This is a genomic window from Paraclostridium sp., assembly GCF_051656405.1.
Classification (GTDB): Bacteria; Bacillota; Clostridia; order Peptostreptococcales; family Peptostreptococcaceae; genus Paraclostridium.
Genome location: NZ_JBOGBV010000056.1, coordinates 53,381 through 73,366 on the forward strand (window position 1 = coordinate 53,381; position 19,986 = coordinate 73,366).

Below are 19,986 nucleotides of genomic sequence, written 5' to 3' on the forward strand. Positions count from 1 at the left end.
ATAAATTATATTATCTATATCAGGTCTCATTATTTCACCTCACAATTAATTTACTTATAGTAGATAATACTACAATTATATAAAAATATCTATTTAAAATTTTCACCTCATATTAAAATTTCACTTTAGATTTAGTATTTACATAAGTAAAAAACCCTTAGAATTTAAATAAATGGATTCTAAGGGCTTTTTACTACAACTTTTTAAACAAGTTTTTAAGGATTAGTTATCATAGTTTTATTTGAATACAATTATGATAATATATAAACTATAATCAAATTTTAGGAGGATATTTATGAATGTAAGAAATTTTAAAAATGAAGATATAGAATCAATATTGAAATTATTTTATGACACTGTACATAGTGTAAACTCTAAAGATTACGCTAAAGAGCAATTAAAAGCATGGGCCCCAAAAGAGTTAGATAAATTAAAGTGGATTGAATCATTAAATAAAAATTATAGCCTTGTAGTAGAGGAAGATACTCAAATTATTGGATTTGGAGATATTGATTCAACAGGTTATCTAGATAGGTTATATGTTCATAAAAATCATCAAGGAAAAAAAGTTGCATCAAATTTAATCACTGAATTAGAAAATTATGTATTTAATAAAGGTGTAAAATCTATAATAACAGATGCGTCAATAACAGCTAAGCCTTTCTTTGAAAATAAAGGATATAAAGTCATAAAAGAACAACAAGTAGAACTACGTGGTCAAGTATTTACTAACTTTAAAATGATTAAAAATATCTGATTTTTTTTACAAGTCTTAAAATTTTACTTTAAAGATTTATTATGTATTTGAGATAAAGTTAATGACCTTTAGATAAGTTTTTAATAATGAGTTTGTTACATATTAAACGTTTAGGAGGATTAGAAGTATGATAGTTTTAATTGCAGGGAGCTCGCATTCTGGAAAAACATTATTATCTCAAAAACTACTTGATAAGTATAAGTTTCCGTATATATCTATAGATCATTTAAAAATGGGACTTATACGAAGTGGCAATACTGACTTAACCCCTGAAGATGATGATAAATTAACGGATTATCTTTGGCCCATTGTTAGAGAAATAGTAAAAACAGCTATTGAAAATAAACAAAATCTTATTATCGAAGGGTGCTATATTCCATTTAATTGGAAAGAGAGCTTGGATAAAGACTACGTTAAACAAATAAAATATATTTGCCTTATAATGACTAAAAAATATATAGAAGATAATTTTTCAGATATAAAAAATTATGCAAATATTATAGAAAAGCGTTTAGATGATTCGAGTTGTATAAAAGAAGATCTTATAAAAGATAATGAGTTAAATCTTAATATGTGTAAAAAATATAATTGTGATTATATTCTAATAGATAATAATTATAAATTTGAAGTAGTTCTATAAAATTTTGTATATAAAAAGAGTGATTTCGTTGAAATTATTACATTTCAATATAAGCACTCTTTTTAGCTTATTTTGAATTTATTTTTATATAAATTTTCAAAGTGTTTATAAGTAATATCAACGCGTATAGGCCTAATATGGTAATTAAAGCCTATACTATCGTAAATTCATTTTATTATATTTAACGATGTTACTTTTTAATAAATGAATTTTTTACTCTTTCTTTCAATTAAAATTGATTGTATAAAAAGCAATATGAATAATACACAAAACAGTATAAATAATACCTTAATAGGCAAATCAAAATAATATTTATTTAGCATACAAAATATTTCGAATATAATTAAAGAAATTCCGCTTCTATAATATATTTTGGAGTAAAATTTTATATATCCATCTCGATCTTTGATTTTTCTAGGGCATGTTAATACATATTTTTCTATATCTTTAGTTTCTTTTAACTTATAACTTCTATTAAAAAACCAAATAACCATTAATACATTTATAATTGACATTTGCGTTCACTCACCTTCAAGACTATTAAATAAAGAACATATCTTTCTTATTTATTTAAATATAGCATATATTACAACTTTTAATTTTAAAATGGACCCAAATATACAAAATTTGAACTAAAATGAAAAAATAAGAACAGAAACAGCAAAAGAGCAAATAAGAGAATCCGCTCAGGGATTGTTCTATTTACTCTTTATTAATCAAATTGAATAGCTATTAATTAGTTAAATTATCAGTTATATCAATGTATTTATTACAATAATTATCATACAGTTTACCTTTTATAGGATTTGAATCATCTTCAAAATCAAATTTATTACAGTCTATTTTTTTTATATTCATATTAAAATAATCTTTATAGTATATAGTGAAATTATTTAAATCTTTAACTACAAACATTTGAGTAATTTCACATATATCATACTTATCAGTTAATATTAACTTATCTCTACCTATTAAATCAATCTCACTTTTAGAGGCCTTATGTCTGCAAGTTCCTGGAACTATATCAAAAGAATTTAATATACGAAAGGCCATATCTACAGCATCTTCATTAGAACTGCATTTAATAGCACATAATTGATTGAACGATGCTTTTATAAATCTTGATGGAGGGGTCATATCCCCAGGTAATCCTAATTGTCCACTTCCTTGCCCTGCCTGATATAATATATATCCATTTAAATCAATTTGTTCAACATTATAAGGTGATAAATTTATATAATTTTTGAAATTAGTTTCGTGGAAATTAAAACTAGGGCTATTAGTCATTACTCCTATTTTATTATCATATATATTTATTTGATTTTCTATTTCTACAACGATACATCCTCCATATTTATCATTTACTTGAAAATGAAATGGACTGGGATCACCATGAATACTTTCTCCGCATATTACTAATCCATCTAATCCTCTTTTAACATCTTCTACGTTGTCAAAACAACCTAGCACATAATTTGTAAAAGTTAAATTTGTAATAGCATTATCATAATTATCAGTAATTTGATAACTTGCATATTTAGGAAAATATAGTCCTTGGACTGATAATCCTTTTTCATTAATACCATCTAATGCTATTAATTCAGGGGTAAGAATTCCACCATCGAATCCTACAAATCCAAATTTATTTTTCCATGATAATCCTTTATTTTTTTCTGTACAGAACCCTCTCTGAGGAGTATTTTTTTTCATAGTAAATATATTAGAGTTCACTATAACTCCAAACTCGTTAGTTCTAGCTGTAACATAACCATCATTATATTTAACGGTAACATTTGTACACATATAATCACTCCATTTTTATGCAATATAGTTATATTATTACTGTTTTTATTTAATCTATGTAAAATAAATTCAAAATTAGTATGAACATAGTTTACCTTTAGATTTATATGTGAAACCTTACCTATCAAAAATGTAAGAATTATTTAAGCTTTGTGTCAGGCTCTTTTAATGTTATAGCTGTATAATAAACTTATCAAATGAAAGATAACTAAAAGGAGGAATTACAAATGACAATAATTTTAGGAAGTTTAATGATAGGTCCATTTATATTAGCAGTAGGAGCAGGGCTAGTAAGCTCAGAATTAGAAGTTGCAAACCAATAATAAACTTTATATAGATAATTAATTGATAAAATGTATTTAACGAAATTCCCAAATCCCTTTTTATATAGATAAGTCACTTACTAATTAGCTATATAAAATTTAAACTAATAAGTTAATTATAGTAATAGTTTTTTATGTAGCTAAGTAAATGTACACAAAAATAGCTCATTGATCTAATATTTTAGATTAATGAGCTATTTTTCATTATTATAAGGCTAAAATCATTTCATATTGTTTAACTACTAGTTTAAAACCTAAGTTTAATAAGAAATCCTTCACAGAAATACATTGACTATCTATATTAACAACATTAAGAGTAGATGATTCTGTATTTTTCACTAAGTCTACCAATATACTACTTCCAATACCCTTACCTCTATAATTTTTATCAACTGCTACTTGTGGGATATCTCCTGTATTTTTATCAATTATTCCATATCCAACAATTTCATCATTAATACTAACAGTAGAGCATATGAATGCATCTGATACAGCTTTTATTGAGTCAATTGAATTTTGCCATGATGGGTTAAAATCCCAAAAACTCATTAATTTAACCCAATCTATTTCTGTAATGTCATTAATGTGTTGGACTTGATGTGTTGGTGTACAAGTAAATAGTTTTTTCTCTAAATTAAAACATTCAAACTCTCTTGATACCTCAAATCCTTGTTTTTTATACAAATGAACTGCAGATGTGTTAGATTGAATCACTTCAAGCAAATATTGTTTAACTTCCATTTCTTTAAGGTTTTTCAGTACATTTAAAAACATAGCACTTGTTATACCCTTATTTCGATATTCCTTTATAACACCAGTTCCAGTATCATAGGCAGTTAGTTTACCATCCCATTCTCTAATTGAATTTAATAGGAAACCAACTAATACATTGTTATCAGATGCACCCATTGAGGCTTGTGTAAAATAACCTGTTCGCTGAAGCCTTTGCTTAAGCTTTAAAATAGGCATATCTATTTTTACTTCATAATCTGAAAAAGCCTCCATGAATGTATTATGTAGTCTTTCAATACTTACATTTTCAAGTGTGTCGTAATTGACCATTATCAAATCCTCCTAAATAACTAATTATGTATATATTATCTTTCTAAATATAACGATTACTACCTATTTAAATATAGCACTGGTGTTTATACAATATATTATAACTATCTACTATTACGGATAATAGATCTAATATAACTCTCAGACATATTGTAATTACTAGCCAACTCTTTTACATTAAATCCATTAAACTTTTCTATAATCTCTCTATCACGAGCATCTTTATATATCATCTTTTCAGTAGGAAAGTACACAGATGTTCCTCCAAATTCTTTAAATAGCATCTTGGTTATATCCATTCCAACCTTCATAGCTATACTTTCAAATTGTGGAGGTAAATCACTTATTTTTAAATCCATAAAAATAGCCTCCTGTAAAAATTCGTTTCACTTTAAGCTTTAGATTGTATCATTTGCTCAAAAGCCTATTTATATGGATATTCTACAAATATTTTAGATTTCCTACTAAATAAAATATTTTATGAAAAAATCTCTAAAAATAATAGTCATTAAATAAGAGGAATATACTTTTACTAGTTACTTAATTTTATCTATATAATATTACTCTTAATAAGATATATTTGAATAAGCTTTAAAACAACAAATGGTGTAACAAATTATAAAACAAATACATTTATATTTGTTTTATAATTTGTTACACCATTTTATTTTGAATTTGTTATTTAATTTGTAATTAAATCATTAGTATTACTATCTTCTAGCCTTTTTGTTTCTGCTAGTTTTATCATAATCCTTTGCTAATTTATCTATGTTAAAATCACTTGGCAAATTGCTTTTAGTTGTTTCTAAAGGCCCTTCTAGTATACTCATTACTGTTTTGTTTACAGTTGTATTTTTAAACTTTGATATAGCCTTTAATAGCTTTAAATCATCATCCTCAAAGTATATAGACATAGAAACTTTCTTACTTGATTTCTTGTCTTCTTCCATTTCTAATAAGTTAATTGAATTAGGTTTTACCTCTTCTTCTTCGAATTTAGTTTTTAACTTATCATCTACTTTTGACTTATAATTTTTTTTAGGTAATTCAACTTTTTCCTCATCTACTAAAAATTTATCTATTCCCATATTTATAACACTTCCTTTTCTTTTAATTCTTCTATTAATTCACCAAATTCTTCCCTAACCTTATGGCTTCTTTTAATTTTTTTACAATAATCTTCTATGTCTAATTTATTTAGTATCGCATTCTTAATTAAAGTTGTATCACTTAATTTGCTTTCTAATAGATCTTGTTTTATATCTTCAAATTGATCTAAATAATCATTAAATATATCTGCAGTAGAAAGTTTTCTTTCAGTGTATGAATTTATAATTACAGCTCTTTTAGCTGTGTTTTCCATTTCCATATCTACTAAGTCTTGATTAAACTTCTTATAAAATAATTCGCACCCTCTTATCGATGCAATATCTTGATATTCTAAAGGAGTTATAATTGAATCTGATACTATCATAAAGTTTCTAGCAATTAGATCATAAGATGGAGATAAATCTATAAATACATAGTCATAATTTTTTAAAGTTTCTATATTAGATTTGAACCATCTCCAAACTGACTTCTCTCTATTAGTCTTAGTTGTAAGAAACTCAGAAAGAACACTTAAACTTAAATCAGATGGTATTAAATCTATATTTGAATACTTTGGAAGTGGAGCCTTAATTATAACCTCATCTGCACTTGAGTTATCTGTTAATGCTTCAAACATCGTTTTATCGCTATGTGATACTTTATATAAAAACTGAGTTAAGTTTGCTTGTGTATCTGCATCAATGATTAGAACTTTATTGCCCTCTTTGCTTAATTTAATTGCTGTTAAAGCTGTTAGAGTTGTTTTTCCAACTCCACCCTTTACATTAAAAAATGAACATATTTTCAAAATACTTCCTCCTCTATGGTTGAACAAATACAATAACAATATGTTTAATAATTAGTTTAACAAATTGTTATTGTATTTGTAATTTTATTTGTTTCAAGATTTCATTTAGAAATTGTTGTATAACTAGTCTATCAAGTTGAGTTATGGTTTGTCAATAAAATAATCGAATGTATTCGGAATAGTTCTATTAATAGTAATTACGATATAATACTTTAAAATCCTTTAATTAAATTTAAGTTTAGATGATTTTTATTTTTTTAAGATTAAATATATAACCATCATAAGTGAAATTAATAGAAGTATTAATTTATAAGTTATAAGTAAATTTTCTTTGTATCTCTTTTTCATTTTGGCACCTCACGTTAAAAGTCTTACTTAAAGTAAATACACTTTTAATCATTTCATTAGTTGATTAAGATATAGAATGATTAAAGATATAGATACTATAAGTTTTGTTATCTCTATAATTAAAACCTTCGTATCTTGTTTCATGTTCAATTCTCCTGCTTAGTATTTGAGTATATGATATCATGTACAAAGTGTAAGACTGCCGAACAAATTTGTAAGATAGGCAAAATACAATTAAACTTAAATTATTGAAAAATTTAACGTGTTGATAGTTTATTTAATTTTCGTGTTTAATTTTCTAAATTTTATAGTATAATATAAATATAGAAATAAAAAAAAAAGAAACTACAATCTAGTGGTATAGATCGAAGTTTCTATGTAAATAAAATATCTATTTATTTAGGTCACTCTTATTGCCGTTAGAGTGACTTTTTGATTTATCATAAATAAAACATCAGACTATGCTAAAAAAGAGAACCATAAACTATTTTGCAAGTCTTACAATTAACTTTTTTAATCTTTTAGATGATATTACTATACCAGCGATACTTACGATTAATTCTCCTAATACACATGCCCATAAAAAGGTTCCAAAATATCATTAGAGATTTATTACAATTTGTCCTCATGTATTTTTAAAAAAGCTGCGTCATACAATTTATATATACAATTCATATGTATAAGGAGGGAATTATGATGGACTTTCTACAAACTGTTATCGTTGGAGGTTTAGCAGGTATCATTGCAGGATTAATACCATATTTCATAGGTAAAAATAAAAATCAAATAAAAATGGCTACACAAGCCCTTATAGTTTGTGGTATATGTGGTACTTTGCTAGGTCTTTTATTAGCATTGCCTGTCGCACTTATTTATACTTTTTTAATATGCTCAAAATATAAGAATGAAATTATATGCCCTTATTGTAAGGAACGTATATTAAAAGATGCTACAATATGTAAATACTGCAAACAAAATATAAATCAATAACATCCTATTTTAGTTACTTTATTTTAAAAAAATGTCTTGCTAAATTCTAGTTAATTTAACAAGGCATTATTTTTTTATTTGTAGGCTACAAATTATTACAAATTTAGATAAACTATATATGTATAATATCCTTTGTAGTTATTTTTAAGGTTGCGAAACGTCACTTTATTGTGAATTAAATTTCACAATAAAAAGAAACGGGGGATTTATAATGAATCGCAGAAAAGGAATTTTAATAGCACTAGGAGTAGTTGTTGTAATAGTTGGATGTACTCTAGTTCTGAGGCCAATATCTAAAACTAAAAAAATTACTAAAGATGAGGTTGTAAAAGAAGTAGACACTGGCGAGGTTACAAAAAATAAAGAAGAAACATTAGCAAAATTATTAGAAGGTAAGTACTTATATGATGATAGCGTTGATAGTGAAATAGGTACAGTATTCTGTTTCAATAAAGATGAAGTAGTAGCACTATACCCATATGAAGCGGATGTAAATAAAATTAAAAAAACATCCACTGATACAAATACTGCTTTATTCGAACTTGGAAGTAATGAACATGGTTCCCCTGAAATTATAATTAAATCTAAATTGAAAATAGAAAAAACAAATGATGCAGCTATAAGGCTATCTAAAAGTTTAAATATGCTAACTACAGAAGAGAGTGTAAAAGCTATAGCTAAAGTTAATCCTGATTATGTTCAAGATCAAAACTGTGATGATTTAGGATTAACAAAAGAGTTGTTCACTAAAACTTTTGGATCAGTTCAAACTAGCACAAGTTCTGATGAAAACACTATATCATCAGAAAAAGCATTACAATTATGTAAAAACAAGTTATCAGGCTTTATAAATGCTGACTATCTTACTTTAGGAAAAAATACACCTGGTATGCCTTCAGGAGGTAAATACAATGGAGTTAGATACATATATGTGTATTACATGATAGATGGAATAGCTGCTGATTACAGATACTGCGTTAAAGAAAGTGATGGATCAATATACTATGAAGACTCTGCTAATATAGGTAAATTGATAGATATTGATACACATATCGCAAACAATAAAAGTATTAGCGATTCTGAGCCTACAATCAAAGAGAATGAAGATACAACAGAAAGAAAGAAGATATCAGAAAGCGAAGCGATTATTCTATGCGATAAAAGACTTAAAGAACTAAATTTCCGTGAATTTGAATCTCCTGGTAGCGTCATTAACACATTAGAAGGAGATTACTACCAAATTGTATATGATGGAGGCGATGCTTTTGCCGTTCATATGTATACTGGAGAAGTTTTTTACTCTGGGCGTGATGGAATATCTAATCTAGAATAGTAAAAAAAAAGAAACTACAATCTAGTGGTATAGAGCGAAGTTTCTATGTAAATAAAATATCTATTTATTTAGGTCACTCTTATTGCCGTTAGAGTGACTTTTTAACTTATCATAAATAAAACATCCGACTATGCTAAAAAATATAGCGTCGGAATTGTTTAAAAATAATCTTAAAATTTCCATACTTCCACCTCCTTCCTATTGGAAGTAGGTTTTATCCTTCGTATAGAAACAGTCACTCTTAGATTGTAATTTCCATTTATTATTATAACATAAATAAACTTACAAATATCTAAATTTTAAACGCAGCATCTTAATTTCATACACTAGAATTAATTATAATATCATATAGATTTTCTATTTTTATTCTACATCTCTCCTTAGACATACTTTGATACTTAAATAATAAGATAAATATTTCAAGTGTAAATATTAAGTTCCATACTTTTCAAGTTTAACTTTTTTCAATATTATGACTTTAAATAAATTACTGGATTAGTATTTGAATGAATGATACTATAGATTCAGATTAAAAGGTAAAAATTACCAATACAATAATTAGAATATTTCAATTATTAAATAATATCGAAAGGGTTATTTATGAATAAAAAAAAGATAATATTAAGTATAATAATAGGTTTGTTGGTGTTTTCATTAATTAACAAGAGATTTAATAAAAAAGAAGATATAGAGATATTTAACGAATCTTTTATAAATCCAGAATTCTATAGAATTTTAGATATAGATAAGTGGACTGAAAAAAATCTCCAATGAATTATACTCAGTTAGAAAACGCTAAAATTAAAGTAACATCTAAGGATAAAAAAGATATTGAATCTATAACAAACATATTAAACAACGGCAAACTTATACCTATTGAAAAAAGCATTTTTGATCAATACTGGGATAATACTTACAATACAGATAGATTTTGGTTATATATTTTTATGGATGCTAATAAACAAAAAACTGGATGTTATCCTGCAAATATTATAATAGAAAATAATTTAACATTTTATGTAGATGCATTTAACCAAAGTAATGGAAAATCGATATATCTAAAAGGTAAAATGAGCCAGGATGAATTTAATTTAATCGAAAAAATTTATAAAAAAGAGGAAAAAGCAAAATCATAGACATTTTATTATATGTCTTATAGTCCAAGATACAATTAGCTAAGTTTTTAATCATTTAGTCTGGGGGGAGGTGTAAAAACTTGGTTTTTAAAAAATATAAAGAGATATTAAGTATTTTCATGGCGTTATCAATAGTATTAGTAATATCTATTCGAGGAATTCAATTAAATATGGACCTTTCTAAAAGCATAGAAAATGATATACCATTTAAATCTAAATTATTTAATAGTAAATCAGAATCTCAGACAGACACACCTTCTATAGATAATAAAATAATTAACAGAAGACATAAGGTACTAAATAAAAATGTTTTAACATACAAACTGGCAAGGAAGAATGTAAAAGAAAACTACTTTTTTGAGTTTGAAAATGCATTTGCTCAAAAAGTTTATACTTTCTTAGATTTAAAACCTATAAATAATGAAAAATATGGACAAATTTTATTAGGATATTCATACTATGATTTAGATAAATCATTTACTAAAGATGAAGCAATAAGTAAAGTTAAATCTATTTTACCTGATAATGCAAAAGAAGTTTATAACACTAAGTTTGAGAAGTATGAATTTATTAAATATAAAACAGATAAAGATACTTTTATAGCTTTTTTAGAATATAAAAAGACTGTATCTAAGAAAAGTCCTTTTCCAATGATTTTGTATGATTATGATGATAATAAGATACAATCTATCGAATACTTTAAAGCAATAAAATAAAGATACTACGGGGAGGTGTTTATTATCGAGTTTAAATTTATTAATACAATGGATGAGTATGTAAATGGATACAAGCTTATGATTAGACTCAGAAAAAATCTTTTTTTTCTATTTCATATACTTCCAAAGTTAGTGTGTATTGTAGGTATTATACAAATTGTATATGGATTTAGAGTACTTTATCTAACTTCTTTATCTATAGAGACTTGTTTAAATACTTTAGTTTTGATTTTGATATTAATACTATTATTTAGAAGTGAAAAACACTTATTAAAATCAATAAAAAAGAAAGTTAAAGCTAGATATGGTGAATTTAAAGAAGTAACTTGTACAGTAGATGATAATAGCTTTTTGTGCGAGCAAGGAAATAATAGAAATGAAATTTTATTTAGTCAAATTTATAAAGTTGTTGAAGATAATAATTATATTTACATATTTGGAGAAGAGTATATAATACTTTTAGTAATACCAACTAGCGTATTTAAAGACGATAAAGAAAAAGATGAGTTTCTAATAAAAATGGAAGGATTAATGACTTAAAAAGTATTAATCCTTCCATTTTTATTAGTATAATTAGAAATTCTAGATTAACTGCGGAGCATTGGCATATCACCTTAGAATTTCTTCATGAGACCTTTTCATTATAAATTTATTAATATCAGTATAATAAAAAACTAATTTTTCTCCTAGACCCTGAACTTCTACTACTATATATTGATCAGATTTAACCTCTTTTGTGTAAGTAAATCCAAATGCAGTAAACATTATAAATAAAATAATTGGAATAATTATAATACCAAAATAACTATTGATATAAGTTAAAGGTATTAGGATTATTAATCCAAATACTAAAATCCATGAAAGCATATGAACTGCACTCAACCAGGAATGAAATACATATTCATATCCTAAATTTTGTTTAATTAGGCTTCCTATAATTGCTATTGTAAGACTAATTAAGAGTAATACAATTAATAGCTTTATGTATTTATTTGATTTTTTATTTTTACTCATATTATTCCCCTCTAAATCTATATGGATTAATTGTTAAGCAATGAAAGTGATAAATTAAGAGTTATTCTTCATAATAGTTTACCATGTAAATATAATCTCCGTTTGCTAATATAGATATAATTCCATTCTTTCTTTCATATCTGTATGTTTTTAAATCAGGCATATTATCTTGAATTTTTTCATTATCTTGAACATCTTTTAAATTATACCCATAGTCCTCTAATATTTTCTGAGCATTACTAAAACTGTCACTTTCTTCTATGATAGGAGGCTCTTGATCCTCTAAGGAGCTAAAGTTAAATTTAGATACTTTATACCCTAGCGTAAGTATAAATAATAAAACTATAGCTAAAGTGATTTTTGTAATGTTTTTCAATAATTCACACCCCTTTATGTAAAATAAAATTCTATATAGTTACTTATATTATAGTATATTTCATATTATGTAGAAACTAAAGGCGGTACAGGACTAAAGTCCCCCAATACTAAGAGGACGTTTCATTAAATTTTATAGATATTAACATTAATGCCTTTGGTAAACAATACCACAAGAAATTTATTTCTGGGAATATACCAGATGCACACATGTATGGATAAATCAAAATACTAGTTTCAATGATAGTAGTTATAATTGATATTATAATTATCTTAAGATCATTTTTCTTATTTAAATGTATATTTTTATAAAAAAGATAGGTCAAATAAATATAGCCTAAAACTACTATAATTTCTCCTAATGCAATAAATAGATATGAGTCAAAATTACTCAAAGCTCTTGAACAAATAAATAAAAATATATAAGAAATTATAAAAAATGTGTTACTTAAATAAACTAAAGTTTTTAAAATGTTATTAATTATTTTCATATATAATCCTCCATAAAATAGATTATATATAAAAATTAATAAGTTTCAATATGTAAATATTTTTATAAAATATAGGTTTGCCTAAATAAAAATAACCTTCTTTTAATGGATTTATCATTATTTCCATTTGAAAAAGGCTATTTTTTATAAGATTTTTTCTAACTTTTTAACTTATTCATATATAATTCATTAAATTTTACAGATATTAACATTAATGCCTTTGGTAAACAATACCATAAAAAATATATTACTAAAGATATAACATTTATATAATTCCTGTATGAAAAAATCAAAATACTAGTTTCAATGATAGTAGTTATAATTGATATTACAATTATCTTAAAATCATTTTTCTTATTTAATTTTATATTTTTATAAAAAAGACAAGTTAAATAAATGTAGCCTAAAGCCACTATAATTTCTCCTAATACAATAAATAGATATAAATCGAAATCACTTATAGATCCTAAATAAATAGACATAAATGCATACCCAATTATACAATATGTATTACTTAAATAAACTAAAGTTTTTAGAATTTTGTTAATAATTTCCATATATAATCCTCCGTAAAATAGATTATATATGAAAATCAATAAGTTTCAATAAATATATGCTATAAATTATAAAAACTAGGTATAAGATTATACCTAGTTTTATTAAGCCTTATGATTAGCCATTATATTTTTAACTTCTTCTATACACTCAGGTTTTATTAACTCCAACATTCTTGGGATAAAACTCATCATATAATCTTTGTTAAAAGTTCCTTCATCTTGCTTTTTAAAACTTTCATTTAGTAATTCTTTTGCTTTTTCTTGATTTTCTAAAGATACTCTTTCCATTATAAAATTAAAGAATCTCTCTTGACCATTATTCATTGTGTTTATCTCCTTTTAATTTATATCCTAAGCTACGTTAATTCAGTAATATATATTATATACTAAACCTTGAGCAAATAGGTGTACTTTAGTACTGATTACTAAAATATAAGCCCTAAATACATTAACTAAGTTTTTTCAAAATTATGTATATTAGATTATTCATAGATTTAAATGTAAATAAATGGTAATATATCACAGCGAATAATGTAGGTATATACGCTTATAAAAAGCTTGAGGGGGAATTTAATGAGAAGAAAAAGCATGTTTTTGATAATTCTAATTATCTTATTTATAGGTATAAACCATCTATTTTCTAAATCTAAAAATGAAAATAAAGAATCTATAAGGAACGTTAAACCAATAGAATTCACAGAAGAGATTGGAGATAACGGAGTAGGGGTTTTATTAGATGCAAAAAAAATGGGTACTAATAAAAATCCTTTGCAAGCAAATGTAGAAGAGCTTAATAAATTTCAAGCTCAAATTTTAGATGAAAACAATAATGAGAAGTTGAAAAAGTTGTATTTAAATTCTAAGTTAAGTGTAACATCTAAAGCTGAATTTAGAGCGCCATTTTTTACAAAAAATAAAGATATTTACTCAAAAATTAAATATAAAGTAGTTTTTTCAGTTGACAGTGATTCATTATATTCAAACTATCAGTTGTTTGAAGGTTATATTTATGATGATGGAGTATTTTATCAAAAGATTTATAAATCATCTAAAAATAAACCTCTTTATATTTATTTAAAAGGAAAGTTCAATGATAAAGATATGAAAATGTTGCAGGGAATATATGACAAAGCTTATGCTCACAAATTAAATGGTTATAACTAAAAATAGTACATAAAGTAAATATAAATCTACTTTATGCACTACTTTTACTAGTAAACAACACATATTAACTTTTCGCGTTCGTTGATACAATTGAATAAATGTTTTTTATAAACCACATAAAAAACTAATAAGGAATTTAATATAACATGCACTCTTTTGATAATAAGTTGTAAAAATATATATATGCTATGTTTTTATTATATCATCTATCTTTATGTTATTAAAAATTCAAATATCTTATAGTATTTATTTAAATTTTTAATGTATTTAAGTACTAAATCAATTGTATAATCATTCATTACATTTCTAACCCTTTACCTCTTTTCTACAAACTTATTACCTTCTAATCTATAATTAAATAGCCAAAATAAGAAGCCTACATCTATCCCTAAACAGTTACTTATAGTTTTTACATCATAATACTCTAACATCTCATTTACTACATCTACCCTTTCCTTTAAACACATATTATTAAACTGACTTGTAGTTACATACTCATCTAAATTTAAATTGTTCATTTACATCACTCCCCCATACATTCTGCACATATAAATTTTAGCTTTTTCGCCAACAAATTATATATATGCTAACTAGAAAAAATTATGATATATAATTTTATATAAAAGGTTGTCCAAAAATATTTCATAAAAATTTCCTATATTAATTTGGATTATAAATTACTTATAAATGTGTATTTAGTTTTGAAAATCTCTAATGTGAAATTTTAATATTAGGATATTTAAAATTAATCAACTTAAAATAAAAGATACTTGAAATTACTAGTATTGAACTCTGTTTCCAAGAACTTGAATAACAAATGGTGCAACAAATTATAAAACAAATATACAATAAATTTGTTTTATAATTTGTTGCACCATTTCAATTAACTTCTTAAATTTAGTATAAATAGGCTATAAATCCATTGTTGAGCTTTCCTCAATAATGTTAGATTTATATTCTTTTGTAAATAAGAATGGTAAAAAGAATATAGAATTAACTACAATACATATTAAAATTGAATCTATTGTAATTACAGACTCATAACTTTCACCCAGCATTATAACCCCATTGTTTACTAAGTGTATTAATATTGGAGCCCAAAGATTTTTAGTGTGCATATAAGCATATCCAAAAAACACACCAAATAATATACAAAATGCTACTTGGTTAATTACGCCATAAACAGGGGTTTTAGGACTGTACAAAGTAAAACAAAGTGGTAAATGCCAAATCCCCCATATAAACCCCAAGATTAGTACTCCAAATCTTTTTCCATAAATCTTTTGAAGCCTTGGCTGAAGGAAATATCTCCATCCGAATTCTTCTCCAAAAAACAAATTAAATCCAAAGCAAAAATTCAGAAGAAAACTACATATCATTGCTAAAAAATTAGCTTTCATATCTACAGTGCTTGACCCATCTAATATAGATCCAACGTAAATTCTCCCAATCGTTAATAATAAAAATAGTAATACTACGAATATAATTTTTTTAAGATTTTTAGTTAAAGTTAAATTAAGTATTTCAAAGTCAGAGCCTTTAAATAGAACAAGCATTACGAGATATAAAGATATAAATGTATCTATCAATGATGATATAAATATACTTTTAAACACAAATGTATCTATTATTGATGTAATTATTCTTACTAATGTAAATATGGTAAAAACCCTTAAAAACTGTTCTACATTTGAATTAAACTCACATTTAGAGATTTTCTTTAAAACAACAATCCCCGAAAATGCCGGAATATACATAAACATTGCAGTGAAGTTATGTATACACTTACTACTATCTGGCTTTGATGCTGATATAAATAGAAAAATAGATATAAAAGCAATAAGTCCAAAATTTATTAACAAGAAATATTTGATCTCCTGTTTTATAGTTTTAATATCTGTATCCATATAGAATCCCCCAATTAATTATATTAAAAATAAACCCCCACATATTTATAAAGAGCCATTTCATGTCACCCCTAGGGGTCCTTTTTCAAACGTTGAACTTGCCGCACTGATAACCCTAGGTTTTCAGCTATATCTTTATTTTTAAATCCTAGTTCTACAAACTCTTTAATCTTATTTATATTATCAACTTTTTCTTGTTCCCTTTTAGTTAACCCTTCTTCATTTCTTCTCTCTAACCTTCTTCTTTTATTATTTCTGTAGTACTTTTCCTCCTTGTTAATTATAGTTATCATATGCTTTTGCTCTCTTCACGTAATTCCTAATAGTTCAATTAAAGCAGTATTTTTATACCAATATCCTTCCTTATCCATCATTCTTTTAGATACTTTTTTAATCTCTCCATTTCTTAAACCTTGCTCATACTCTATAAACTTTTCAATAGCTTTTGAAATACACCTTAGAATAGCTTGTACTTCGGTATGTTTAAGAGGTTCTTTAAAAGAATTATTTAACTTAATAACTTCATTTTTAAGTTCATCTAGATTTCTAGTATATATTCCTTTCCAATATGAATAACAATGAATAATCATATTTCTATAACCTTTCATATCAAAGTTTCTGAGTTTACATAAGGTTTGTAAATCACAGGCTCTTTGCATATGCAAGCTATATGAATTAAAGAATCTATTTGAAATGACTTTGTTACCTTGTCCTTTAGCGTCTTGAATCTGTAGTTGATATGATTTAGGATTATAATTTAAATACTTATCTCTTAATTCATACATAGTATATTCGAGTTCATCATCTATATATAAAACTTCGCAGTTTAATTGGTTCTTAGAATTTATAGTTCCTGGTAATCTAAGGACCCTAGCACTATCTGTAGCTTTTTTATCTGCTCCTAAATGTTTCAGGTTGTAATATATGTAATCTTCTAGTTCTTGCCATGTATTTAAAGCTCCATATGGAGCATTTTTTATTCTCCAGTATAAATGAATACCTCTTCCGCTATCTGTTACCATAGTTGGTTTGGGAATTTTACCTTCATAGTATAATTCCCAAACCAAATACACAGTTTCAGCTTTTTCTAAACCTACGTTTTGGCAATCTATATCTTGAAACAAAGATCTAAACTGTCTTATGTTTTTTACCCTTCTCCTTGGAATGTACATTGTGTTTGGCGCTACAAATACATCATTTTCTTCATGAAGCACTTCTACAATGTCTCTTAACTCCTCATTCCTAGTATTATATATTTCAATAGTTCTTTTAGTTGAATTTGTGTTAGAACTTTCTTTATTTTCCTCATTGTTTAACTTTAAAATCTGTATATACCCATCTGTGCTATCATCGTATAAATGATCACAAAACTCTTTCATCCCCATAAAAAACTCACTTCGCTCCTGTCGCTCAAATTCCATGTCGTCAACGCGCACTCAGCAAGTTCGTGTCCCGTTACTCAAATGACTTCGTCCGTTGCTCAAAAAGCTTTTTTACGTTAAAAACATCCAATATTGATAAAACTAAATTTCATATGTAATACACAAACTTTAGTAATTACAATTTCCTTGAACGTAAAAAAGCTCCTATATTTTTAGTAAATCGAATAACATCTTAAAGATTTAATCAATACTAAGGATAAGGAGAGCTCGTCGTCTCGCAACGTTTTGTGTTAATATTCTATTATTAATAATTAAAAAGTCTCTGATGAGAGTTCTCTCTTATCTAGAGTGTTTTTTTAGTCAGGAGTAAGCCTAAAAACTAGTGTGTCCTGGCTTTTTCTCATTTAAATATCGATTTCTTTAATTAAATTTTAACATAAATCGATATTTTCGTATATAAAATAGGAGCTTATTATATTTTCTAATACAAATTACTCGTCCAAAATTTTAAATTATTTTTAAATTTTTAGAACATGTTGATGATTAAAGGGTTAATTAATTTTTTTAATATACAATAAAAAGCACTTAGTTTTACTAAGTGCTTAAAAATAGATTATTTTACTGTTAACATTTTATAGTTTCAAAAAACTCACCAATTAACTTCTGGTAAAGTGTTGAAATTTCATCTTTATTAATCTTCTCATCAGAAATTTGATTATTGAATGCAATATCAACTAAATTTTTATAGTCTTGTCTTTCAATAATATGTTTTATAAAAATTTCTATCTAAAGCTAATTTTTCATATCCTTCTATAACTGGAATTGAACATCTAACTTTATTTTGTCCATATTTCATATATTCTTTATTGTTATTATTGTTTATAGCTAGTTGTTTAATAATATATTTTCTTGTTTTATAATCAGTTTCTACTTTTTTACTATCATTATTATTTATATTTATTGTGTATATAAATATTTCTTTTTCTGCATTTATATACTGTATTTTTTCTATAAAAAATTTACTTAGAGCATCCACTAAGTAGTTGTCTATTATAATAAAATCATCTTCTATACATTCTTTATTTTCATTAAATAACTTTTTTATTAATTCATAATCGCCCACTTCTCTACCCATAATATTTTCTATAAAGCTATATACATTCATATATGTTAAATTAGGATACTCGCCAATTATTTTTTAAAATGAAATTAATTTCACATCAAATAACCCATTTTCTCTAACTAAGACTTTAAATTTAAAGTCTTCATTATCAAATAAATTTTCATACTTTTTAGGGTTAAAATCTTTCATGTTCTCATTTTGGCTACATAATACTATAAATTTAAAAATGTCCAGTTTAATACTTTCTCTAAATTTTGCTATTCGAATAAGAGCTTGAGCCAGATATAGACGTAAAAGTAGTTTAAACTGCAACTACTGTATATGACTCAGTTATATAGTAATAAATATAAAGTTTTCTAACTAATTTTAAAAATTATTTGGGTAAATATGCTCTAGTGTCAAATTTATGTTTTTATACTATAGTTACAACGTACCTGTTAAATATAATAAAAGATACACTTGAAAATTTAAGTGCTATCATAAATTCACTGAGTTCCAGTATATATATTAAATAATAAGAAATAAAAAGTGTATCAATTAAATTCAATTGATACACCTTTTTGCTAGATATCTTTAAATGTTTTTTTCAATATAAGTTAATTACCATCCGTAATATTCTCCCCAGTAAAAAGGTCCATATTTTGATATAATCCAATTTTCTAAAGGTGATTGAGTATCTTTTTCGACTGGAGGATTAATTATAGTATATATAGTTTGATTTTTCCCAATATCAGCAGGGGTTTTATATGAATCAGTTGTCATTGAAAGATGTAAAGCATTTTGGGGATACCCATATCTTAAAAGAGCTAGCCTTAAAGCTCCTTTTGGTGTCCCCAATAAATATAAAAGTAGTCCTAAAATTATAAATATAACTGTAATATACTTAACCTTATTATTCAAAAGTATTCCTCCTTTCCTAATGTGATTTAAATCCTTTTTTTGTTCCCTTTGTAACATAGCTACCATAT

At 25.2% G+C, this 19,986-nt stretch carries 26 protein-coding genes; 9 read left to right on the plus strand and 17 right to left on the minus strand.

Features of this window, described 5'->3' with window-relative positions:
- Nucleotides 1–295 precede the first annotated feature (295 nt).
- Both ACRDDE_RS08020 and ACRDDE_RS08025 read left to right on the plus strand, forming a co-directional pair.
- On the plus strand, nucleotides 296–757 hold the full coding sequence (locus ACRDDE_RS08020; protein ID WP_438626760.1) for a GNAT family N-acetyltransferase: 462 nt from the start codon (nucleotides 296–298) through the stop codon (nucleotides 755–757).
- Between the two features lie 127 nt (nucleotides 758–884).
- Nucleotides 885–1,397, plus strand: coding sequence for a hypothetical protein (locus ACRDDE_RS08025; protein WP_438626761.1), 513 nt, complete (start codon nucleotides 885–887; stop codon nucleotides 1,395–1,397).
- Between the two features lie 732 nt (nucleotides 1,398–2,129).
- Here ACRDDE_RS08025 and ACRDDE_RS08030 read toward each other — a convergent pair.
- The 5 genes from ACRDDE_RS08030 to ACRDDE_RS08050 form a co-directional block, all read right to left on the minus strand.
- The gene (locus ACRDDE_RS08030; protein WP_438626762.1) at nucleotides 2,130–3,200 is read right to left on the minus strand and encodes a linear amide C-N hydrolase; all 1,071 of its coding nucleotides are present in this window, start codon (nucleotides 3,198–3,200) and stop codon (nucleotides 2,130–2,132) included.
- A gap of 530 nt (nucleotides 3,201–3,730) precedes the next feature.
- Nucleotides 3,731–4,585 carry a GNAT family N-acetyltransferase gene (locus ACRDDE_RS08035; RefSeq protein ID WP_438626763.1) on the minus strand — a complete coding sequence of 285 codons (855 nt, stop codon included), beginning with the start codon at nucleotides 4,583–4,585 and terminating at the stop codon, nucleotides 3,731–3,733.
- A gap of 104 nt (nucleotides 4,586–4,689) precedes the next feature.
- A complete protein-coding gene (locus ACRDDE_RS08040; protein WP_021431471.1) occupies nucleotides 4,690–4,944 on the minus strand; it encodes a Mor transcription activator family protein in 255 nt (84 codons plus the stop codon).
- A 351-nt stretch (nucleotides 4,945–5,295) separates the two neighbouring features.
- On the minus strand, nucleotides 5,296–5,673 hold the full coding sequence (locus tag ACRDDE_RS08045) for a hypothetical protein (RefSeq protein WP_419743350.1): 378 nt from the start codon (nucleotides 5,671–5,673) through the stop codon (nucleotides 5,296–5,298).
- 2 nt (nucleotides 5,674–5,675) lie between these two features.
- On the minus strand, nucleotides 5,676–6,482 hold the full coding sequence (locus ACRDDE_RS08050; protein WP_257440363.1) for a ParA family protein: 807 nt from the start codon (nucleotides 6,480–6,482) through the stop codon (nucleotides 5,676–5,678).
- A gap of 1,041 nt (nucleotides 6,483–7,523) precedes the next feature.
- Here ACRDDE_RS08050 and ACRDDE_RS08055 point away from each other — a divergent pair.
- Nucleotides 7,524–7,820, plus strand: a complete 297-nt coding sequence (locus tag ACRDDE_RS08055) for a hypothetical protein (protein ID WP_438626764.1) — start codon at nucleotides 7,524–7,526, stop codon at nucleotides 7,818–7,820.
- A 211-nt stretch (nucleotides 7,821–8,031) separates the two neighbouring features.
- Nucleotides 8,032–9,153 (plus strand): hypothetical protein, encoded by a 1,122-nt coding sequence (locus ACRDDE_RS08060; RefSeq protein ID WP_438626765.1) that lies wholly within the window; start codon nucleotides 8,032–8,034, stop codon nucleotides 9,151–9,153.
- A gap of 60 nt (nucleotides 9,154–9,213) precedes the next feature.
- Here the strand turns inward: ACRDDE_RS08060 and ACRDDE_RS08065 are convergent, their stop codons facing one another.
- Nucleotides 9,214–9,336, minus strand: coding sequence for a hypothetical protein (locus ACRDDE_RS08065; RefSeq protein WP_257440349.1), 123 nt, complete (start codon nucleotides 9,334–9,336; stop codon nucleotides 9,214–9,216).
- A 417-nt stretch (nucleotides 9,337–9,753) separates the two neighbouring features.
- Here ACRDDE_RS08065 and ACRDDE_RS08070 point away from each other — a divergent pair, with 417 nt between their 5' ends.
- The 4 genes from ACRDDE_RS08070 (at nucleotide 9,754) to ACRDDE_RS08085 (ending at nucleotide 11,545) form a co-directional block, all read left to right on the plus strand.
- A complete protein-coding gene (locus ACRDDE_RS08070) occupies nucleotides 9,754–9,927 on the plus strand; it encodes a hypothetical protein (RefSeq protein WP_438626766.1) in 174 nt (57 codons plus the stop codon).
- Nucleotides 9,924–10,289, plus strand: coding sequence for a hypothetical protein (locus ACRDDE_RS08075; RefSeq protein ID WP_438626767.1), 366 nt, complete (start codon nucleotides 9,924–9,926; stop codon nucleotides 10,287–10,289). The genes ACRDDE_RS08070 and ACRDDE_RS08075 overlap by 4 nt, the downstream gene beginning before the upstream one ends.
- A gap of 80 nt (nucleotides 10,290–10,369) precedes the next feature.
- Nucleotides 10,370–11,005: a hypothetical protein gene (locus tag ACRDDE_RS08080; protein WP_438626768.1), complete on the plus strand. Its 636-nt coding sequence runs from the start codon at nucleotides 10,370–10,372 to the stop codon at nucleotides 11,003–11,005.
- Nucleotides 11,006–11,083: 78 nt separating this feature from the next.
- The gene (locus ACRDDE_RS08085) at nucleotides 11,084–11,545 is read left to right on the plus strand and encodes a YcxB family protein (protein ID WP_438626769.1); all 462 of its coding nucleotides are present in this window, start codon (nucleotides 11,084–11,086) and stop codon (nucleotides 11,543–11,545) included.
- Between the two features lie 69 nt (nucleotides 11,546–11,614).
- On the opposite strand, the gene ACRDDE_RS08090 is transcribed toward ACRDDE_RS08085, so the two are convergent.
- From ACRDDE_RS08090 to ACRDDE_RS08110, 5 genes are all read right to left on the minus strand, one after another.
- Nucleotides 11,615–12,019, minus strand: coding sequence for a hypothetical protein (locus ACRDDE_RS08090; protein ID WP_438626770.1), 405 nt, complete (start codon nucleotides 12,017–12,019; stop codon nucleotides 11,615–11,617).
- Between the two features lie 61 nt (nucleotides 12,020–12,080).
- Nucleotides 12,081–12,395, minus strand: coding sequence for a hypothetical protein (locus ACRDDE_RS08095; RefSeq protein WP_438626771.1), 315 nt, complete (start codon nucleotides 12,393–12,395; stop codon nucleotides 12,081–12,083).
- 109 nt (nucleotides 12,396–12,504) lie between these two features.
- Complete coding sequence (locus tag ACRDDE_RS08100) at nucleotides 12,505–12,885, minus strand: hypothetical protein (RefSeq protein WP_438626772.1); 381 nt, start codon at nucleotides 12,883–12,885, stop codon at nucleotides 12,505–12,507.
- Between the two features lie 158 nt (nucleotides 12,886–13,043).
- Nucleotides 13,044–13,442 carry a hypothetical protein gene (locus ACRDDE_RS08105; RefSeq protein WP_438626773.1) on the minus strand — a complete coding sequence of 133 codons (399 nt, stop codon included), beginning with the start codon at nucleotides 13,440–13,442 and terminating at the stop codon, nucleotides 13,044–13,046.
- A gap of 102 nt (nucleotides 13,443–13,544) precedes the next feature.
- Complete coding sequence (locus ACRDDE_RS08110) at nucleotides 13,545–13,766, minus strand: hypothetical protein (RefSeq protein WP_438626774.1); 222 nt, start codon at nucleotides 13,764–13,766, stop codon at nucleotides 13,545–13,547.
- 249 nt (nucleotides 13,767–14,015) lie between these two features.
- Between ACRDDE_RS08110 and ACRDDE_RS08115 the strand changes: the two genes are divergently transcribed.
- Entirely contained in the window at nucleotides 14,016–14,606 is a 591-nt protein-coding gene (locus ACRDDE_RS08115; protein WP_438626775.1) for a hypothetical protein, read from the plus strand.
- A 314-nt stretch (nucleotides 14,607–14,920) separates the two neighbouring features.
- On the opposite strand, the gene ACRDDE_RS08120 is transcribed toward ACRDDE_RS08115, so the two are convergent.
- The 6 genes from ACRDDE_RS08120 to ACRDDE_RS08145 all read right to left on the minus strand — a co-directional run bounded on the left by ACRDDE_RS08120 (nucleotide 14,921) and on the right by ACRDDE_RS08145 (nucleotide 19,918).
- Nucleotides 14,921–15,124 carry a hypothetical protein gene (locus ACRDDE_RS08120; RefSeq protein WP_195418825.1) on the minus strand — a complete coding sequence of 68 codons (204 nt, stop codon included), beginning with the start codon at nucleotides 15,122–15,124 and terminating at the stop codon, nucleotides 14,921–14,923.
- Between the two features lie 393 nt (nucleotides 15,125–15,517).
- A complete protein-coding gene (locus ACRDDE_RS08125) occupies nucleotides 15,518–16,513 on the minus strand; it encodes a CPBP family intramembrane glutamic endopeptidase (RefSeq protein WP_438626776.1) in 996 nt (331 codons plus the stop codon).
- A gap of 71 nt (nucleotides 16,514–16,584) precedes the next feature.
- Nucleotides 16,585–16,806 carry a hypothetical protein gene (locus ACRDDE_RS08130; protein ID WP_438626777.1) on the minus strand — a complete coding sequence of 74 codons (222 nt, stop codon included), beginning with the start codon at nucleotides 16,804–16,806 and terminating at the stop codon, nucleotides 16,585–16,587.
- Between the two features lie 15 nt (nucleotides 16,807–16,821).
- Nucleotides 16,822–17,934, minus strand: coding sequence for a hypothetical protein (locus ACRDDE_RS08135; protein WP_438626778.1), 1,113 nt, complete (start codon nucleotides 17,932–17,934; stop codon nucleotides 16,822–16,824).
- Between the two features lie 718 nt (nucleotides 17,935–18,652).
- Nucleotides 18,653–19,030, minus strand: coding sequence for a hypothetical protein (locus ACRDDE_RS08140; RefSeq protein ID WP_438626779.1), 378 nt, complete (start codon nucleotides 19,028–19,030; stop codon nucleotides 18,653–18,655).
- Nucleotides 19,031–19,618: 588 nt separating this feature from the next.
- Nucleotides 19,619–19,918 (minus strand): hypothetical protein, encoded by a 300-nt coding sequence (locus ACRDDE_RS08145; RefSeq protein WP_438626780.1) that lies wholly within the window; start codon nucleotides 19,916–19,918, stop codon nucleotides 19,619–19,621.
- Nucleotides 19,919–19,986: the final 68 nt, after the last annotated feature.

Coding starts and splice junctions, on each gene's coding strand:
- ACRDDE_RS08020 (WP_438626760.1), top strand. CDS start 296: ATGAATGTAAGAAATTTTAAAAATGAAGATATAGAATCAATATTGAAA.
- ACRDDE_RS08025 (WP_438626761.1), top strand. CDS start 885: ATGATAGTTTTAATTGCAGGGAGCTCGCATTCTGGAAAAACATTATTA.
- ACRDDE_RS08030 (WP_438626762.1), bottom strand. CDS start 3,200: ATGTGTACAAATGTTACCGTTAAATATAATGATGGTTATGTTACAGCT.
- ACRDDE_RS08035 (WP_438626763.1), bottom strand. CDS start 4,585: ATGGTCAATTACGACACACTTGAAAATGTAAGTATTGAAAGACTACAT.
- ACRDDE_RS08040 (WP_021431471.1), bottom strand. CDS start 4,944: ATGGATTTAAAAATAAGTGATTTACCTCCACAATTTGAAAGTATAGCT.
- ACRDDE_RS08045 (WP_419743350.1), bottom strand. CDS start 5,673: ATGGGAATAGATAAATTTTTAGTAGATGAGGAAAAAGTTGAATTACCT.
- ACRDDE_RS08055 (WP_438626764.1), top strand. CDS start 7,524: ATGATGGACTTTCTACAAACTGTTATCGTTGGAGGTTTAGCAGGTATC.
- ACRDDE_RS08060 (WP_438626765.1), top strand. CDS start 8,032: ATGAATCGCAGAAAAGGAATTTTAATAGCACTAGGAGTAGTTGTTGTA.
- ACRDDE_RS08065 (WP_257440349.1), bottom strand. CDS start 9,336: ATGGAAATTTTAAGATTATTTTTAAACAATTCCGACGCTATATTTTTT.
- ACRDDE_RS08070 (WP_438626766.1), top strand. CDS start 9,754: ATGAATAAAAAAAAGATAATATTAAGTATAATAATAGGTTTGTTGGTG.
- ACRDDE_RS08075 (WP_438626767.1), top strand. CDS start 9,924: ATGAATTATACTCAGTTAGAAAACGCTAAAATTAAAGTAACATCTAAG.
- ACRDDE_RS08085 (WP_438626769.1), top strand. CDS start 11,084: ATGATTAGACTCAGAAAAAATCTTTTTTTTCTATTTCATATACTTCCA.
- ACRDDE_RS08090 (WP_438626770.1), bottom strand. CDS start 12,019: ATGAGTAAAAATAAAAAATCAAATAAATACATAAAGCTATTAATTGTA.
- ACRDDE_RS08100 (WP_438626772.1), bottom strand. CDS start 12,885: ATGAAAATAATTAATAACATTTTAAAAACTTTAGTTTATTTAAGTAAC.
- ACRDDE_RS08105 (WP_438626773.1), bottom strand. CDS start 13,442: ATGGAAATTATTAACAAAATTCTAAAAACTTTAGTTTATTTAAGTAAT.
- ACRDDE_RS08110 (WP_438626774.1), bottom strand. CDS start 13,766: ATGAATAATGGTCAAGAGAGATTCTTTAATTTTATAATGGAAAGAGTA.
- ACRDDE_RS08115 (WP_438626775.1), top strand. CDS start 14,016: ATGAGAAGAAAAAGCATGTTTTTGATAATTCTAATTATCTTATTTATA.
- ACRDDE_RS08120 (WP_195418825.1), bottom strand. CDS start 15,124: ATGAACAATTTAAATTTAGATGAGTATGTAACTACAAGTCAGTTTAAT.
- ACRDDE_RS08125 (WP_438626776.1), bottom strand. CDS start 16,513: ATGGATACAGATATTAAAACTATAAAACAGGAGATCAAATATTTCTTG.
- ACRDDE_RS08130 (WP_438626777.1), bottom strand. CDS start 16,806: ATGATAACTATAATTAACAAGGAGGAAAAGTACTACAGAAATAATAAA.
- ACRDDE_RS08135 (WP_438626778.1), bottom strand. CDS start 17,934: ATGGAATTTGAGCGACAGGAGCGAAGTGAGTTTTTTATGGGGATGAAA.
- ACRDDE_RS08140 (WP_438626779.1), bottom strand. CDS start 19,030: ATGGGTAGAGAAGTGGGCGATTATGAATTAATAAAAAAGTTATTTAAT.